Annotated in this window: 13 protein-coding genes; 8 read left to right on the forward strand and 5 right to left on the reverse strand. The window is 70.5% G+C overall.

Translation table 11 applies throughout. From position 1 onward, the window contains the following. Positions 1–6: 6 nt before the first annotated feature. Positions 7–672 carry a hypothetical protein gene (locus tag ABZ348_RS30000; protein WP_358938342.1) on the reverse strand — a complete coding sequence of 222 codons (666 nt, stop codon included), beginning with the start codon at positions 670–672 and terminating at the stop codon, positions 7–9. Between the two features lie 237 nt (positions 673–909). On the opposite strand from ABZ348_RS30000, the gene ABZ348_RS30005 reads away from it, so the two are divergent. The 4 genes from ABZ348_RS30005 to ABZ348_RS30020 all read left to right on the forward strand — a co-directional run bounded on the left by ABZ348_RS30005 (position 910) and on the right by ABZ348_RS30020 (position 5,201). After that, the gene (locus ABZ348_RS30005; RefSeq protein WP_358938343.1) at positions 910–1,707 is read left to right on the forward strand and encodes a LytTR family DNA-binding domain-containing protein; all 798 of its coding nucleotides are present in this window, start codon (positions 910–912) and stop codon (positions 1,705–1,707) included. Positions 1,708–1,822: 115 nt separating this feature from the next. Next, the gene (locus ABZ348_RS30010) at positions 1,823–2,203 is read left to right on the forward strand and encodes a hypothetical protein (RefSeq protein WP_358938345.1); all 381 of its coding nucleotides are present in this window, start codon (positions 1,823–1,825) and stop codon (positions 2,201–2,203) included. Positions 2,204–2,226: 23 nt separating this feature from the next. Further along, positions 2,227–3,984 (forward strand): cation acetate symporter, encoded by a 1,758-nt coding sequence (locus ABZ348_RS30015; RefSeq protein WP_358938347.1) that lies wholly within the window; start codon positions 2,227–2,229, stop codon positions 3,982–3,984. Further along, positions 3,981–5,201: a histidine kinase gene (locus ABZ348_RS30020; RefSeq protein ID WP_358938349.1), complete on the forward strand. Its 1,221-nt coding sequence runs from the start codon at positions 3,981–3,983 to the stop codon at positions 5,199–5,201. The genes ABZ348_RS30015 and ABZ348_RS30020 overlap by 4 nt, the downstream gene beginning before the upstream one ends. 98 nt (positions 5,202–5,299) lie before the next feature. Here ABZ348_RS30020 and ABZ348_RS30025 read toward each other — a convergent pair whose 3' ends face one another. Next, positions 5,300–5,821: a hypothetical protein gene (locus tag ABZ348_RS30025; RefSeq protein WP_358938351.1), complete on the reverse strand. Its 522-nt coding sequence runs from the start codon at positions 5,819–5,821 to the stop codon at positions 5,300–5,302. 265 nt (positions 5,822–6,086) lie between these two features. Then, on the reverse strand, positions 6,087–6,644 hold the full coding sequence (locus ABZ348_RS30030) for a sigma-70 family RNA polymerase sigma factor (protein WP_358938353.1): 558 nt from the start codon (positions 6,642–6,644) through the stop codon (positions 6,087–6,089). 366 nt (positions 6,645–7,010) lie between these two features. Between ABZ348_RS30030 and ABZ348_RS30035 the strand changes: the two genes are divergently transcribed. Further along, complete coding sequence (locus ABZ348_RS30035) at positions 7,011–8,210, forward strand: CapA family protein (RefSeq protein ID WP_358938355.1); 1,200 nt, start codon at positions 7,011–7,013, stop codon at positions 8,208–8,210. A 94-nt stretch (positions 8,211–8,304) separates the two neighbouring features. Here ABZ348_RS30035 and ABZ348_RS30040 read toward each other — a convergent pair whose 3' ends face one another. Further along, the gene (locus ABZ348_RS30040; protein WP_358938357.1) at positions 8,305–8,766 is read right to left on the reverse strand and encodes a universal stress protein; all 462 of its coding nucleotides are present in this window, start codon (positions 8,764–8,766) and stop codon (positions 8,305–8,307) included. A 224-nt stretch (positions 8,767–8,990) separates the two neighbouring features. Between ABZ348_RS30040 and lysX the strand changes: the two genes are divergently transcribed. Both lysX and ABZ348_RS30050 read left to right on the forward strand, forming a co-directional pair. Further along, the gene (gene lysX / locus ABZ348_RS30045) at positions 8,991–12,299 is read left to right on the forward strand and encodes a bifunctional lysylphosphatidylglycerol synthetase/lysine--tRNA ligase LysX (RefSeq protein WP_358938359.1); all 3,309 of its coding nucleotides are present in this window, start codon (positions 8,991–8,993) and stop codon (positions 12,297–12,299) included. A 91-nt stretch (positions 12,300–12,390) separates the two neighbouring features. Beyond that, entirely contained in the window at positions 12,391–13,272 is an 882-nt protein-coding gene (locus ABZ348_RS30050) for a polysaccharide deacetylase family protein (RefSeq protein WP_358938361.1), read from the forward strand. Between the two features lie 70 nt (positions 13,273–13,342). Here ABZ348_RS30050 and ABZ348_RS30055 read toward each other — a convergent pair whose 3' ends face one another. Continuing rightward, complete coding sequence (locus tag ABZ348_RS30055; RefSeq protein WP_358938362.1) at positions 13,343–13,996, reverse strand: class F sortase; 654 nt, start codon at positions 13,994–13,996, stop codon at positions 13,343–13,345. 322 nt (positions 13,997–14,318) lie between these two features. Between ABZ348_RS30055 and ABZ348_RS30060 the strand changes: the two genes are divergently transcribed. Next, a complete protein-coding gene (locus ABZ348_RS30060; protein WP_358938363.1) occupies positions 14,319–14,921 on the forward strand; it encodes a hypothetical protein in 603 nt (200 codons plus the stop codon). Positions 14,922–15,054 lie beyond the last annotated feature (133 nt).

A 15,054-nucleotide genomic window follows, 5' to 3' on the forward strand; every position in this document is an offset into this window, starting at 1 on the left:
GGCTGCTCAGCCCCCCAGGGTCACCAGGGTCCTGCCGTCCCGATCCCGCACTTCCCACCGTCCGATCAGATGGCTCGGCAGGTCGGTGCCGCCCTCGATGAGCAGCGGCGCACCGCCGGAAGCCGTCCCGTGGCCCTTCGCCGGAACCCGCCAACTCAGCACCGGGCGCTCCACACCGTCGGCGCCGACGGCGATCAACCGACAGGAGCCGGGCCCCTCGACCCCGCTCAAGCGCAGCGTCACCGCCGTGCCCCAGGACCGGTCCTCCACCACCGCCGACGCGGTCACACCGGTCGAGGCGTCCGTCGATGTGACCCGTAACCCCGGGCCGTCCGCTTCCTGACCCGCTCGTAGCATCCACACCGCAACCGGCAGGGCGACGATCAGCGCCACGGCAGCCGCCGTCAGCCGCAGCCGCCGGTGCCTGCTGCGGCGCAGCGACAGCGCCACGTCCCGGGTGAGCCGGTCGAGCAGCCCGGGTGACGCCTGCACCACGGGCATTCCGGGTGCGTTCAGGTCCGCCATCGCCGTGGCCACCGACGCGAAGCCGGAGAGTTCCAGGACACACATGCCACACTCCGCGAGGTGGTCTTCGAACCGATACGCATCGCCGGGTTCCAAGACCCCCAGCGCATAGGCCGCCACATCCTGATGGTGCTGCCGGATGTCCATGGGCCCCTCGATTCCTGATGGTGCATGCGGTGCGATCGGTCACCGTTCCATACGCACCGCACACCCGCTGTGCTCAACCACCCCCGAAACAGTGACGGTCCCCCTGCGGACGGTGAGGTTCCGAAGTCGCTGCCGGCGGGGAACCCGCTCTCCGGGCCGCGCCGGCCCGATGACCTGCCGCCCCCAGTGCCCAGCAACCCCCGGCCGAGAGCCGTCGAAAGCCCTAGACTCCGCACCATGCTGCGTGCACTGGCCGTCGACGACGAGAGACCAGCACTGGAGGAGCTGCTCTATCTGCTGCGTTCCGACCCGCACATCACCAGCGCCGAAGGGGCCACCGACGCGACCGGCGCGCTGCGCCGCATCAGCCGCGCCCTCGACGCCGGACCCGATGACACCGACGGCATCGACGTCGTCTTCCTCGACATCCACATGGCAGGACTGACCGGTCTCGACGTCGCCAAGCTCCTCGCCAACTTCACCCGCCCCCCACTGATCGTCTTCGTCACCGCGCACGAGGGCTTCGCCGTCCAGGCATTCGACCTCAAAGCCGTCGACTACGTCCTCAAACCGGTGCGAAGGGAACGGCTCGCCGAAGCGGTGCGACGCGTCCGGGACCAGGCAGCGCAAGCCGCCCAGCTCGCGAACCCACCCGTCCCCACCGCTCCCGTCCAGAGCAGCTCCGACCAGATCGCCGTGGAACTCGCGGGCATCACGCGCTTCATCCAGATCCACGACATCGCCTACGTCGAAGCCCAGGGCGACTACGCCCGACTCCACACCGACGAGGGCAGCCATCTGGTGCGCGTGCCGCTCTCCACACTGGAGGAGCGGTGGGCGGCGCGGGGCTTCGTCCGCATCCACCGCAGCCACCTCGTCTCGCTCTCCCGCATCGACGAACTGCGCCTCGACGCCGGCACCACCACCGTCCGGGTCGGCACCGCCGAACTCGCCGTCAGTCGGCGACATGCCCGCCAACTCCGCGACCTGCTGATGCAACACACCAGATCTCCCGGCGGCCGACCGCCTCCCTGACACCGGGAGCCGGAGCCAACCCCGTCGACGAGAGGCGGCTACCGTCAAAAACCCGGCGTGCGTAGACTCCACACCTCCGCGAGAACTTCACCCACAGACGCTGGAGCGGACGGCCATGTCGTCAGAACAACGCCCCCGCCGCGAGGTGGTCACCGGCGTACCCCGCAGCGCAAGAAGACCGCCCGGCCACACCCACGCCCGGTCCGAGATCAGCGAACACACCACCCTCGGCGCCACCTACGTGCGCTCCCTCATGCGCAGCCAGCTCCGCGCCGCGCTGCTGGCCCTGACCACCCTCGTGCTCTGCGTCGCCACCCTTCCGCTCCTCTTCGCGCTCCCCGCGGCCTTCGACGGCGAACCCCTGTCCCCGGGGCCGGTCGTGTGGGGCACACTCGGGTTCGCCGTCCACCCGATCATGTGGCTCACCGCACGCCGGTACGTACGCCGTGCCGAACGCAACGAGCGTGACTTCCTCAGGCTCGTCGAAGGACGCTGAACCGTGCGGGCGGGGGAACACCGGTGAACCAGGCGTACGCGGTGACCGCGGTCACCGTCGTGGTCCTCGCCACGCTGCTCATCGGCGGCCTCGGGCTGCGGATATCGCGCACCACCTCCGACTTCTACGTCGCCTCCCGCACCGTCAACCCCGGCCTCAACGCCGCAGCCATCAGCGGTGAGTACCTCTCCGCCGCCTCCTTCCTCGGCATCGCCGGGCTGATACTCCTCCAGGGCCCGGACATGCTCTGGTACCCGGTGGGATACACCGCCGGCTATCTCGTCCTCCTGGTCCTGGTCGCCGCACCGCTGCGCCGCTCGGGCGCGTACACCCTCTCCGACTTCGCCGAAGCCCGGCTCGAATCCGCAGCCGTGCGCCGACTCGCCAGTCTCTTCGTGGTCGGCATCGGATGGCTCTACCTGCTGCCCCAACTCCAGGGGGCCGGGCTCACCCTGGAGATACTCACCGGTGCGCCCGGCTGGCTCGGGGGGCTGATCGTCGCCCTGGTCGTCGCCGGCGCGGTCGCCGCCGGCGGGATGCGCAGCATCACCTTCGTCCAGGCGTTCCAGTACTGGCTCAAGCTCACCGCGCTCCTGGTGCCCGCGCTGTTCCTCCTGGTGGCGTGGGCCGACGACGACGCCCCCCGCGCACGCTTCGACGCCCCGGCCGTCCTGCGCGAGCACACCGAGGTCCGCGTCGACGACACCGTCCGCATGGAGTTGGCGAAACCGCTGACCATCACCGTGAGCGGCGAGGTCGACGGGCGGGCGTACGAGGGCAGCACCCTGACCCTCGACGAGGGGGCCCACCGCATCGAGAGGGGAACGCTGCTGGGCCTGGCCGAAGGCACCGAGGTCCCCGACCGGATCTCATCGGGCGCCGACCCGTCGAGTTGGTCCCAGCCCCTGGCCGGTGGACGCGACGGCTACCACCTCTACGCCACCTACGGGCTGATCCTCGCCACCTTCCTCGGCACCATGGGGCTGCCGCACGTCGCGGTCCGCTTCTACACCAGTCCGGACGGCCGCGCCGCCCGCCGCACCACCCTGGTGGTGCTCGGGCTCGTCGGCGCCTTCTACCTCCTCCCGCCGGTCTACGGGGCCCTCGGCCGCATCTACGCCCCCGAACTCGCCCTCACCGGCGATGCGGACGCGGCCGTCCTGGTGCTCCCCGATCGGATCATCGGCGGGGTGGCGGGCGATCTGCTGGGCGCACTGTTGGCCGGCGGTGCGTTCGCCGCGTTCCTGTCCACCGCGTCCGGGCTGACCATGTCCGTCGCGGGTGTCATCTCCCAGGACGTGCTGCCCTCCCGCGGCGTGCGCCACTTCCGGCTCGCGACCCTCCTGGCCATCGCCGTTCCGGCCGTGGTGAGCACCCTCACCGCCCAGGTACCGATCGCCGACGCCGTGGGCCTCGCGTTCGCCGTCTCCGCCTCCTCGTTCTGCCCGCTCCTCGTCCTCGGCATCTGGTGGCGCGGCCTCACTCCACCGGGAGCGGTGGCGGGACTCGTCATCGGCGGCGGGTCCGCGCTCACCGCGGTGATGACGACCCGCGCCGGACTCGCCCCCCAGGGCTGGGTCCATACGCTCCTCGCCTGGCCCGCCGTCTGGTCGGTGCCCCTCGGCTTCCTCACCATGACCCTGGTGTCGCTGGCCACCCGGCGCCACGTACCCGCCGGTGCGACCGCCATCCTCGCCCGGTTGCACCTGCCCGAGGACCTGGCGAGCAGACCGCCGGACTCCATCTCGACCAGGCACCCGGGAGAAGGAGCGGAACGATGACCGGAACGGGAATGGCCGCGCTGGCTGCGACGGGGGTCGTCCTGCTGGTGGTGGGCATCGTCGTCGGACGGTTCAGCGCTCGCCGCGGCAGCCGCCCCGATCTCGATCTGGGCACGCCCGTGGAGCGGGCCACCTTCCACACCCTGCACACCGCATCGCTCGCCGCGCCACCCCTGCGTGCCGGGCTCACCGAGGAGACCGCCCGCAAGGCGGCCAAGCACCTGCGCTCCCTGCTGGGCACGGAGGCCCTGTGCCTCACCGACCGCGAACGGGTCCTCGCCTGGGACGGACCCGGCGAGGACCACCACGAGCGGCGGGTCATGGGGCACGTGACGGCCATGCTCGACTCGGGGCGCAGCCGCTGCGTCCACACCGAGTGCGACGACCTCCACTGCCCGCTGCGCTGGGCCGTCATCGCCCCGCTGACCGACGAAGAAGGAGTGCTCGGCGCCCTGGTCGCCTACGGTTCGCGCGAGTCGGCGGTCCTGGTGCGGGCGGCCACCGAAGTCGCCCGCTGGGTCTCCGTACAACTGGAACTCGCCGAACTCGACCGCTCCCGGACCCGGTTGATCGAGGCGGAGATCCGCGCCCTGCGTGCCCAGATATCGCCCCACTTCATCTTCAACTCGCTGGCCGCGATCGCCTCGTTCGTCCGTACCGACCCCGCCCGCGCCCGCGAGTTGCTGTTGGAGTTCGCCGACTTCACCCGGTACTCCTTCCGCCGGCACGGAGAGTTCACCACCCTCGCCGACGAACTGCGCTCGATCGAGCAGTACCTGGCCCTCGCGGGTGCCCGCTTCGGCGACCGGCTCAAGGTGACGCTCCAGGTCGCGCCCGAGGTGCTCCCGGTGGCCCTGCCCTTCCTCTGCCTCCAACCGCTCGTCGAGAACGCGGTCAAGCACGGGCTGGAGGATTCGCCCGAGGAGTGCCGCGTGACCATCGCGGCCCAGGACGCCGGCGCCGAGGCGATGGTGACGATCGAGGACGACGGGGTGGGGATGGACCCGGCCGTACTGCGCCGCATCCTGGCGGGGGAGCGGACCGGGTCGGCGGGGATGGGCCTATGCAATGTGGACGAGCGCTTGCGCCAGGTGTACGGGGACGATCACGGGCTCGTCATCGAGACGGGGGTCGGAGCCGGGATGAAGATCACTGTTCGGATCCCCAAGTACCGGGCGGGCGTGCACTCGTCCCCCGGACATCGGATCACGGGCTGAGCCCTGGTGGGCACTCATGGGGGCGGTTCGGTTCGAGAGCCGGTGCGCCGGGTCGGTTCGACCTCGTGCGGCGCCCCTGGAGTCGAAGGTGAACGGGATCAGTAGAGGTGGATGGCCAGATGGCTCAGCGGCAGCCCCAACTGCCAGGCCGGAGTCCATATCTGCGTGCACTCGTCCACGACGGATTCCGTGGGGCCGGCGGGGTGCCAGGGTTCGCTGTCACCGAGGTCCGCGGCGAGCAGTTCGGTCCGTCTGAGCCACCCCCAGGAGTTCCGGGCGAGCACCAGGTCAGGATCCGGTCGGCCGCCGATGCCCTCCTCGCGATCCTCACGATCGGCCAGGCGTTCCATCACCCACTCGGACCAGGGGTGGCCGTACGTCGTGAGGTTGAGCCACTCCTCGATGCGGGACAGGGAGCGCAGTCCGGCGGCTTCGTCGGAGCCGTCGGCCAGGCAGATGGTCAGGGCGAGGGTCTCGCGCCCCGCCCGGTACTCCAGCGAGCCGCTCTCGACCAGGGAACTGGTGCGGAGCATTTCGTCGGCGATGTACTCGGCGCAGAGCCACGCCATTGGAATCGCCAGCGCGCGCCCACTGGTTCCGTTCGTACTCTCTGGCTGCACCCTTCCCACCTTCTTCCGGACGACTGCGTGTGCCGACTCGGAGACGAGCCTCTACCGAGTGAGACGGTTGCGGGCGGCTCTTTACTCAACTTCACCGTGACGTTTGGCATATCCGTGATCCCTCGTCGTGGCCCCAGAGGAAGGGAGGTACCGGTGGGGTCTCCGAGACGTGGGCGATCGATCTGTGGTGGCCATGCCAGTCAGAAGCGGAGGCGAAGGCGGTGCGGTCGAGGGGATGCAGTCGGGGGGCTCTCCGCGAGAGGTGTCACGCGCCCCGGTGGCCGAGTGCGGTGCGGGCGCGGGCGTAGCCGGGGAGGCAGCGGGAGAGGGCGCGGAGGGCGTAGTACGAGCGGGACTTCACCGTGCCCGCGGGAATGCCCAGGGCCTGTGCGGTCTCGTTGACGTTCAGCCCCTGGTAGTAGAGCCGGATCAGGACCGCGCGGTGTTCGGGACTGAGCGACCCCACCGCCGCGCGGACGTCGAGGGCCGCCACGGTGGCCTCGGTGAGATCGGCCGGATCTGCGGTGGTGGCGAGGACTCCGTCACCGATCTCGGTGGGGCGGGCGAGCCGCGACCGGCGGGCGTCGATCGCCAGCCGTCTGCCGACGGTGAACAGCCACGGCCGCATCGACTCGTACGGTCCGTCGAACGCCTCGGGGTGCTGCCAGGCGCGCACCAGCGTCTCCTGGAGCAGGTCCTCCGCCCGCTGCTGGTCCCCGTAGGTCAGCCCTTGGAGGAAGGTGAGGAGCGCGGGGCCGTGTTCGCGTTGCAGGTCCGCGAGGGCCCCCTCGTCGGTCGTCGTGGAAGCGGTCGCGGTCGCCATGGCCAACACCCTTTCGTGCGGGAGCGTCTGTCGTGTGGGTCACACCGTTGCGTGGCGTATCCGAACCCATGCCCGGGTCCGGAGACAGATGGTGGGCCGCGAGCGTCGACGAGCGGTCGCCTGGAGCGGCGAGTGGTGCGGTGAACGGGCGGCCGGGGCGGGTCGGCCGGGGAAGCGGCGGTCGACACCCAGGGCCACCGGAGGGCATCACACGGCGTGGGTGCGGGCCCGGGGGCGGCCGAAAGGAATGTGCGGAAGGGGGCATTTCGGCGATGGGACGGCCCTGTCACTTGACGGGTCACACCCTGGCGCGGTGCATTCAGATTGTCATATTAATTCCGTGATGGACTGCTTGGGAGCCGCCCCATGCCACAGCACGCCCGACGAGGAATGGCGGCCCTCGGGGTCGTCCTGTGCGGAACCGCCGTCGCCTGTGCGCCCCCCGGCGGTGACGGCCCGCGCTCCCGAGCGGACGAACCACCGGTGACCTCCACCCGAGCCGCGCCCGCCCAGCAAACCCGCCCCTTCACCCTCGTGGCGACGGGTGATGTCCTGCCGCACGACTCCGTCATCCGACAGGCCGGCGCCGACGCCGGTCCGCCCGCTGACGGGAGCTACGACTTCCGTCCCATGCTCGCGGGCGTCAGACCGGTCATCTCCTCGGCCGACCTGGCGATCTGTCACATGGAGACGGTGTACGGCGCACACGGTGACTACAGCGGCTACCCCGCCTTCAAATCGCCCCCGCAGATCGCCAAGGGGCTGGCCGCGACCGGCTACGACTCCTGCTCCACCGCCTCCAACCACTCGCTCGACGACGGCGCCGCAGGCATTCGGCGGACCCTGGACGCCCTGGACACGGCCGGCGTACGCCACACCGGATCGGCCCGCAGCGCAGCCGAAGCCACCACTCCCGCCTGGCTGAAGTCAGCCGGCGCCAAGGTCGCCCAATTGGCCTACACGTACGGCACCAACGGCTACCCCCTGCCCGAGGGGCAGCCGTGGGCGGTCAGCCTGCTGGACCAGGACAGGATCATCGCCGATGCCCGCGCGGCCCGTAGGGCGGGTGCCGACGTGGTCGTCCTCAGCCTCCACTGGGGCACCGAGTGGCAGACCGAACCCGACGCCACCCAGCTCTCCCTGGCCAAGGCCCTCACCGCGTCCCGTACCGCAGGGCGACCGGACATCGACCTGATCATCGGGACGCACGCCCACGTCCCCCAGCCGTACGAGAAGGTCAACGGCACCTGGGTGGTCTACGGCATGGGCGACCAGATCGCGGGCCCGATGACCAACTACTCGGGCTCCTTCGACGCACGCGGCAACCAGGGCTCCATCGGACGCTTCACCTTCACCCCGCCCCGATCCCCCGGCGGACGCTGGGAAGTGACCCGGGCCGAGTTCATCCCCCAGTGGATGGACACGGCCGAAGGCAGGGTCGTCAACCTCCCCGACGCCCTTGCACGGGGAGTCGACCGGGACGACTACGAGGAGGCCCAGACGTCGATCAGGGCGGCCGTGCTCAGCCGCAACGCCGAAGCGGACGGACTCACCATGGGCCGCTGAGCCCCGGCAATCCGCTGCCGCGACGCAGGGCCGGGCCCTGTGCCGGCGGACCGTTCTCCCGCCCCCCACCCGACCCCGACACCCCGAGCGCCCCTCACGGCACCACCGTCACCGGCCAGCGCCCCGCCTTCACCAGACGCACCGCCACCGACCCCGCCAAACGGTGACCCGCCGACTCCGAAGCACCCACCACCACCGCATCCGCCTTGAGATCGTCCGCCGCGGTGACCAGCCCCCCGTACGGGTCACCCGGAAACGTGTGGAACTCCCAACGCACGTCCCACAGGTCCCGCACCCGCTCGATCGCCGCCCGGATCTCCGTGACCAGCCCCTCCGGGATCTCCTCCGTCGTGCCCACCACCGGTACGCCCAACGCCACGCCCATCGACATCACGGGTTGGATGTAGACCACGGCGAGCAGGGCGTTCTGCCGACGCGCCAGCCCACTCGCGTACGCCACCGCCCGGAGCGACGAGGGCGAACCGTCCACCCCGGCCACGATGACCTTGGGGCCGTCCGTGCCGCGTTCGAACTGGGAAGGGCGCTGCTGTGTCACAGCTTCGAGAGTAGGCGGTTCCACCCGGTGGCCCCTCGACCGACCGGGACCGACACGGCCGCGCCGCCACGGAAACGACCGCCGCACACACCCGGCAGCCCCTGCACTGCTGATCACCGCTGATCACCGCCGGTCGCACCGGCCCGGCGCTAGGGGCGTCCCGGTCGGTCCGTCCCCACCCGCCTCGACAGGCGCATGAGCGTACGCCTCCTTACAGTGCGATCATGAGCAGCACCGCGGACCGAGCCCGACAGACCCGCGGCTGGGCCCGCGCCCTCTCCTGGAGCGGGGTACCCGCCGCCTTCGCGGCGTTCTTCGCGGTGCTCGGCGTCTACTGCGCGCTCATCGCCGTCATCCCCCCACTGCGCACCCTGCTGCGACCCGTCACCCGCTTCCTCGACCTCCTCACCGTGCCCGTCAGCGCCAACCTCGCCTACGCGGCCTTCCTGCTGCTGCTCGCCACCGCCGTCGGTGCCCGCAAACGGACCGCCTGGTGGCTCGTCACCGGCTATCTGGCGCTGCTGCTCCTCGCCGATCTGCTGGACCTGGTGTTCGACACGTCGTGGCGCTGGGTCCCGAGTTTCGTGGTCTGCGCGTGCGCGGTCGCGGTCCTGGTGCTGGCGCGGGGCGAGTTCTTCGCGCGCACCCGACCCGGCGCGGTGCGGCGGGCGTTCCTCGTCCTGATCGTGTCCCTGGCGCTCGGAGTGCTGGTGGGCTGGGGGCTGACCGCACTGTTCCCGGGCTCGCTGCCCACCTCCCAGCAACTGGGCTGGGCCGCCAACCGGGTGTTCGGAGGTCTCGTACCCGCCGGGCAGTTCGACGGCCGGCCCCCGAGGTTCCTCGACTTCCTCCTCGGCGCGTTCGGTGCGTTCGCGCTGCTTGCCTCGGCGGCGTCCCTCTTCCGCTCACAGCGGCTGAGAGCGGCACTCCACGGCGACGAGGAGGATCGCATCCGCGCACTCCTGGCCGCCTACGGCACAACGGACTCCCTGGGCTACTTCGCCACTCGGCGCGACAAGGCCGCCGTCTTCGCACCCAACGGCCGGGCCGCCGTCACCTACCGCGTCGAAGCGGGCGTCGCACTCGCCAGCGGCGATCCCGTCGGCGACCGGGCCGCTTGGCCCGGGGCCGTCGACGCCTGGCTCGACATCGCCCGGCACTACGCATGGGCGCCTGCGGTCATGGGCGCTTCCGAAGAGGGCGCCCGTGCCTACGCCCGCTCCGGGCTCGGCGCGATCCAACTCGGCGACGAGGCGATCGTGGACGCCGCCCGTTTCGATCTCGACGGCCGGGACATGAGGGTGACCCGCCAGGCGGTGAACCGTGTCAAGCGGACCGGCGCCACCGTCCGGGTACGACGCCACTCCGCGCTCACGGAAGACGAGATGCACCAGGTCATCGACCGGGCGGATGCCTGGCGTGACACCGAGACCGAGCGCGGCTTCTCCATGGCGCTCGACCGCCTCGGCGACGCGGCCGACGGCGACTGCCTCCTCGTCGAGGCCCTCGACGAGGACGGCCGGCTGATGGCCCTGCTCTCGTTCGTGCCGTGGGGCCGCGACGGAGTCTCGCTCGACCTGATGCGCCGCGATCGCGCGGCACCCAACGGAGTCACCGAATTCATGGTCGCCGGGCTCTGTGCCGGGGCCGCCCGCGTCGGGGTGCGCCGCATCTCCCTGAACTTCGCCGTGTTCCGTTCCGCCTTCGAGGAAGGCGCCCGCATCGGCGCGGGCCCGGTGCTGCGCGTCTGGCGGCGCCTGCTGCTGTTCTTCTCCCGCTGGTGGCAACTGGAAGCGCTCTACCGGTCCAACGTGAAGTACCACCCGCAGTGGTACCCGCGCTTCCTCTGCTTCGGGGACGCCGGCTCCCTGGCCCGGATCGGGCTCGCGTCCGCGATCGCCGAGGGCTTCGTCTCCGTACCTTCCCTGCGGGAGTTGTGGGGCAGGGGACACGCGGGTGCGCCGAGGCCGGCGACCACCGAGGGGCTGCCCGCCATCGCGTCCTTGGGACTGCCAGGACCGGGCGAAACCACCGCCGAGCAGGAGCGCCTGCCCGACCAGATGCGCACCCGCCGCAGAAAACTGGAGCGGTTGCGAGCGGACGGGATCGACCCCTATCCGGTGACCATCGTCCATCCGACGGGCACGGTCGCCCAGATCAGGGCCGCCCACCAACCGCCTCCCCGCCCCGGGGGACGCACCGAGCAGACGGAGTCCGTCGCCGGTCGGGTGATGGCCGTGCGCGACTTCGGCGGTGTGGTGTTCGTGGTCCTGCGCGACTGGTCCGCGGACATCCAGATCGCGCTGACGAGGGACGAGAGCGGCCCGGGCACGGTGGCCGGGTTCACCGCGGCCGTCGACCTGGGCGACCACATCAGCGCCACCGGTGTGATCGGCACCAGTGACCGGGGCGAGCTCACCCTCTTCGTCACCGAGTGGCAGCTCACCGGAAAATGCCTGCGCCCGCTGCCCGACAAGAGGCACGGCCTGGCCGATCCCGAGGCGCGCGTCCGCCAGCGCTATCTCGATCTGGTCGTCAGTCCCAGCGCCCGTGACGTCGTCCGCCACCGCTCCGCGGCCGTCCAGGCCCTGCGGCAGGGGTTGCTGGAGCGCGGCTACCTTGAAGTCGAGACGCCGATGCTGCAACAGATCCACGGCGGAGCCAACGCACGCCCCTTCACCACCCACATCAACGCCTACGACCTCGACCTCTATCTACGCATCGCCCCCGAGCTCTATCTCAAGCGGCTCTGCGTCGGCGGGCTGGAGAAGGTCTTCGAACTGGGCCGCACCTTCCGCAACGAAGGCGTCTCCTACAAGCACAACCCCGAGTTCACGATGTTGGAGGCGTACCAGGCGTTCGCCGACTACGACACGATGCTCGACCTCACCCGGGAACTGATCCAAGGGGCGGCGATCGCCGCGTTCGGCTCGCCGGTGGCCCACCACAAGGGCCCCGACGGCACGCTGGTCGCCCATGACATCTCCGGGCCGTGGCCGGTGCGGACGGTCTACGGTGCCATCTCGGCGGCGCTCGGCGAGGAGATCGACGCGGACACCGACGAGGAGACGCTGCGTCGGCTCTGCGACCGGGCCGGTGTTCCCCACGTCCCCGACGACACCCGCGGTGACGTGGTGCTGGAGATGTACGAGCGGCTGGTCGAAGAACGGACCGAGCTGCCCACCTTCTACCGGGACTTCCCCACCGACGTCTCACCGCTCACCCGACAACACCGCCGCGACCCCCGCCTCGCGGAACGCTGGGACCTCGTCGCCTTCGGTACGGAGTTGGGCACGGCCTACTCCGAACTCACGGACCCGGTCGAGCAGCGCCGCAGGCTCACCGCCCAGTCGCTGCTCGCCGCCGGTGGCGATCCGGAGGCGATGGAGATCGACGAGGACTTCCTCGACGCCCTGGAGTACGCCATGCCGCCGACCGGGGGGTTGGGCATCGGAGTCGACCGTCTGGTGATGTTCCTGACCGGACTCACCATCCGGGAGACCCTGCCCTTCCCCCTGGTACGGCGCGGCTGACCCGCTGCTGCACTGCTCCCATCGGGTGTTTTCGTCCCCTGGGGCGTGTTGGAGTGGGTTTTGCCGCACCGACCGTGCGAGCAGTGTGGTCATGAAGAAGGATCAGACGACGCCCGATCGACGGTCGGTGCTGCGGATCGGTGCCTATCTGGGTGCGGTGGCCACGGCGGGACTGTTGATGACGGAGGGCACCGACGCCGTGGGAAGGGGTACGGCGGCCCCAGCGGTCGGTGCGTCCGGCGCTCCGGCGGGTGGCGGACCGGCGCCTGCGGGCGGCCCCCAGGCCGCCCAGGGACCGCCCGTCAGAGCATCGTCCTACCGTCTGCGGCCGATGACCGAGTACAGCCCCGCTCCCTTGCGCCGGGTCCTGCCACCCGTACGGACCCAGCCGTTCCTGCGGTTGCCGGACACCGACCGGGCCATGGTGCTGACCTTCGACGACGGACCCGACCCCCGGTACACGCCCGGCATCCTGCGCACCCTGCGTCAGTACGACGTCCAGGCCCTGTTCTTCGTCTGCGGCGAGATGGCGGACGACAACCGCGACCTGCTGCGCGAGATGGCCGACGACGGTCACGTGGTGGGCAACCACTCCTGGTCGCACCCGTTGATTCCCCGGCTGCCGCCCTCACGCATCCGCGATGAGTTGGGACGCACCAGCGAAGTGGTGGACGAGGTGCTCGGCGAGGCGCCGCTCTGGTACCGGGCCCCCTTCGGAGCGTGGAACAAGCACTCATTCGAAATCGGTGCCGAGTTGGGGATGGAGCCGCTCGCCTGGACGGTGGACACACTGGACTGGACCGAACCGGGGACCCGCACGATCGTGCGTCGGGTGCTCGACGGCGCGGGGCCCGGTGTGGTCGTCCTCTCCCACGATGCCGGCGGCGACCGCTCCCAGAGTGTTGCGGCGTTGCGGCGCTATCTGCCCCGGCTGTTGGACGACGGCTATCAGATTACGGTGCCGCGGCGTTGACACCACCGCTCGTCCGGGTGCCCTGCGCCTTCCCCTCGTCGACGGTGGTGGGGCCCAGGGACCAGCTGGTTCAGCGTGAGTCGACCAGCCGGGCGAAGACCACGACGTTGCCGTCGTAGCCGTCCGACTTGGAGTAGCCCCCGCCGCAGGTGATCACCCGTAGTTCGGCATGACCGGTGTCCCCGTACACCTGGGCGGCGGGGAAGTCGTCCTTGTCGAAGACCTCGACGCCGTACACCTCGAAGAGGGCCGTCTTGCCGTCGAAGCGCGGCACCTCGACCCGTTCGCCCTTGGTGATCGAGCCGAGGCCGTAGAAGACGGCCGGGCCGGAGAGGTTGTCGACGTGACCCACGATGATCGCGGTACCGCGCTGGCCGGGTGCGACGCCGTTCTGGTACCAGCCGGCGATGTTGCGGTCCTCTGCCGGTGGGGCTTCGATCCAGCCGTCGGGGTCCAGACCGACGTTCATCAGTGGCGCGTCGATCTCGATCGAGGGGATGCGCACCCGCTCGGCGGGTGCGAACGCCAGGGCCTTGGGCGGTACGAGTGGGGCGAACGTCTCGCCGTCGGGGCGGGCGAGTGACGCGGCGGCAGCGGGTTGCGGTGGACCCAACGACACGTCGACGCCGTTCTTCATCAGGGCGATCCCGGTGAGCATCACCAGGGCGATCACACCCCAAGGCGAGCGCCTGCGGGACTCCGAGCCGTTGTACCCCTCGCCCATGACTCTCCTTTTGTCACATCTACCCGGTGCGTGTACGCACGCTAGGTGAGCGTGGCGGGTGGTGCGAGGAGAGAAGGGCGAACGGGTGGCTGCGCCAGTGGGGGTGGCCCATCCGTGTCAACCGGTCCGATAAAACTTCTGACGGTCTGTGACCTGCGGCTCCATCAGATCGCCCCGGCGTGTCGCCGGCGGGTGCTCTCACCGATGTGGACCAGTGTCGACATGCGGTCGGCAGTGGGCCCGGTGAGTGTTCGTCATGGAAGGCGTACTCGTCGAACTTCCCGGAGCGCCGCTTCGGTGCGTCTTCCCTTGGAGGTTCACGATGCGTGCTTCACGCGCTCTCGCAGTGGCAGCGGTCACGTGTGCTGCCGTCGGGCTCTCGGCCCCGCTGGCCGCTGCGGGCGGCGACAGCCAGGACAACAGCCAGGTCCACGTCTCCGTCAATCCGCACGCCGTTCACCAGGGCGGCACCCTGACGATCACCGTCCACGGCTGCAACCGCGGCGGTACGGTCACGTCCAACGCCTTCTCCCAGGTCACGCTCTCCGCGGGCCGTGGCGACAACGGAAACAACCGTGGCGACAGCGGAAACAACCGCGGCGACAACCGCGACAACCGCGATAACCGTGACAACCGCGATAACCGCGGTGACGAACGTGAGAACACCTCGACCGCCACGGCCCGGATCCACGACCACGCCTCGCCCGGGCACTACAACCTCGCGGTCCGCTGCAACAACAACCGCAATGTGGCGACCGCACAGTTCACCGTCCTGTCGGGCCGAGGGGCACAGGGCGGTCTCGGTGGTTCGATGGGACCGAGCTCGACCGAGATGACGGTGGGCGCCTCTCTCGTCGCCACCGCTGCCATCGGTGGCACGTTGTTCATCGCCCGTCGCCGGCGCACGGTCGGCGCCAGGATCTGACTGTCCCGCCACCGTTGGTTGTCGTGATGAAAGCCCGTTGTGCCGACTCGGTAGGGAGTCGGCACAACGGGCTTTCGGTCCCCGGGCGGGCGAGGAACGCGGACCCGGTGGGTGTGATGCGACACTGTCGCGC

Origin of the sequence: Streptomyces sp. NPDC005963 (genome assembly GCF_040638655.1) — a bacterium.
Classification (GTDB): domain Bacteria; phylum Actinomycetota; class Actinomycetes; order Streptomycetales; family Streptomycetaceae; genus Streptomyces.

Coding starts and splice junctions, on each gene's coding strand:
- ABZ348_RS30000 (WP_358938342.1), bottom strand. CDS start 672: ATGGACATCCGGCAGCACCATCAGGATGTGGCGGCCTATGCGCTGGGG.
- ABZ348_RS30005 (WP_358938343.1), top strand. CDS start 910: ATGCTGCGTGCACTGGCCGTCGACGACGAGAGACCAGCACTGGAGGAG.
- ABZ348_RS30010 (WP_358938345.1), top strand. CDS start 1,823: ATGTCGTCAGAACAACGCCCCCGCCGCGAGGTGGTCACCGGCGTACCC.
- ABZ348_RS30020 (WP_358938349.1), top strand. CDS start 3,981: ATGACCGGAACGGGAATGGCCGCGCTGGCTGCGACGGGGGTCGTCCTG.
- ABZ348_RS30030 (WP_358938353.1), bottom strand. CDS start 6,644: ATGGCGACCGCGACCGCTTCCACGACGACCGACGAGGGGGCCCTCGCG.
- ABZ348_RS30035 (WP_358938355.1), top strand. CDS start 7,011: ATGCCACAGCACGCCCGACGAGGAATGGCGGCCCTCGGGGTCGTCCTG.
- lysX (WP_358938359.1), top strand. CDS start 8,991: ATGAGCAGCACCGCGGACCGAGCCCGACAGACCCGCGGCTGGGCCCGC.
- ABZ348_RS30050 (WP_358938361.1), top strand. CDS start 12,391: ATGAAGAAGGATCAGACGACGCCCGATCGACGGTCGGTGCTGCGGATC.
- ABZ348_RS30055 (WP_358938362.1), bottom strand. CDS start 13,996: ATGGGCGAGGGGTACAACGGCTCGGAGTCCCGCAGGCGCTCGCCTTGG.
- ABZ348_RS30060 (WP_358938363.1), top strand. CDS start 14,319: ATGCGTGCTTCACGCGCTCTCGCAGTGGCAGCGGTCACGTGTGCTGCC.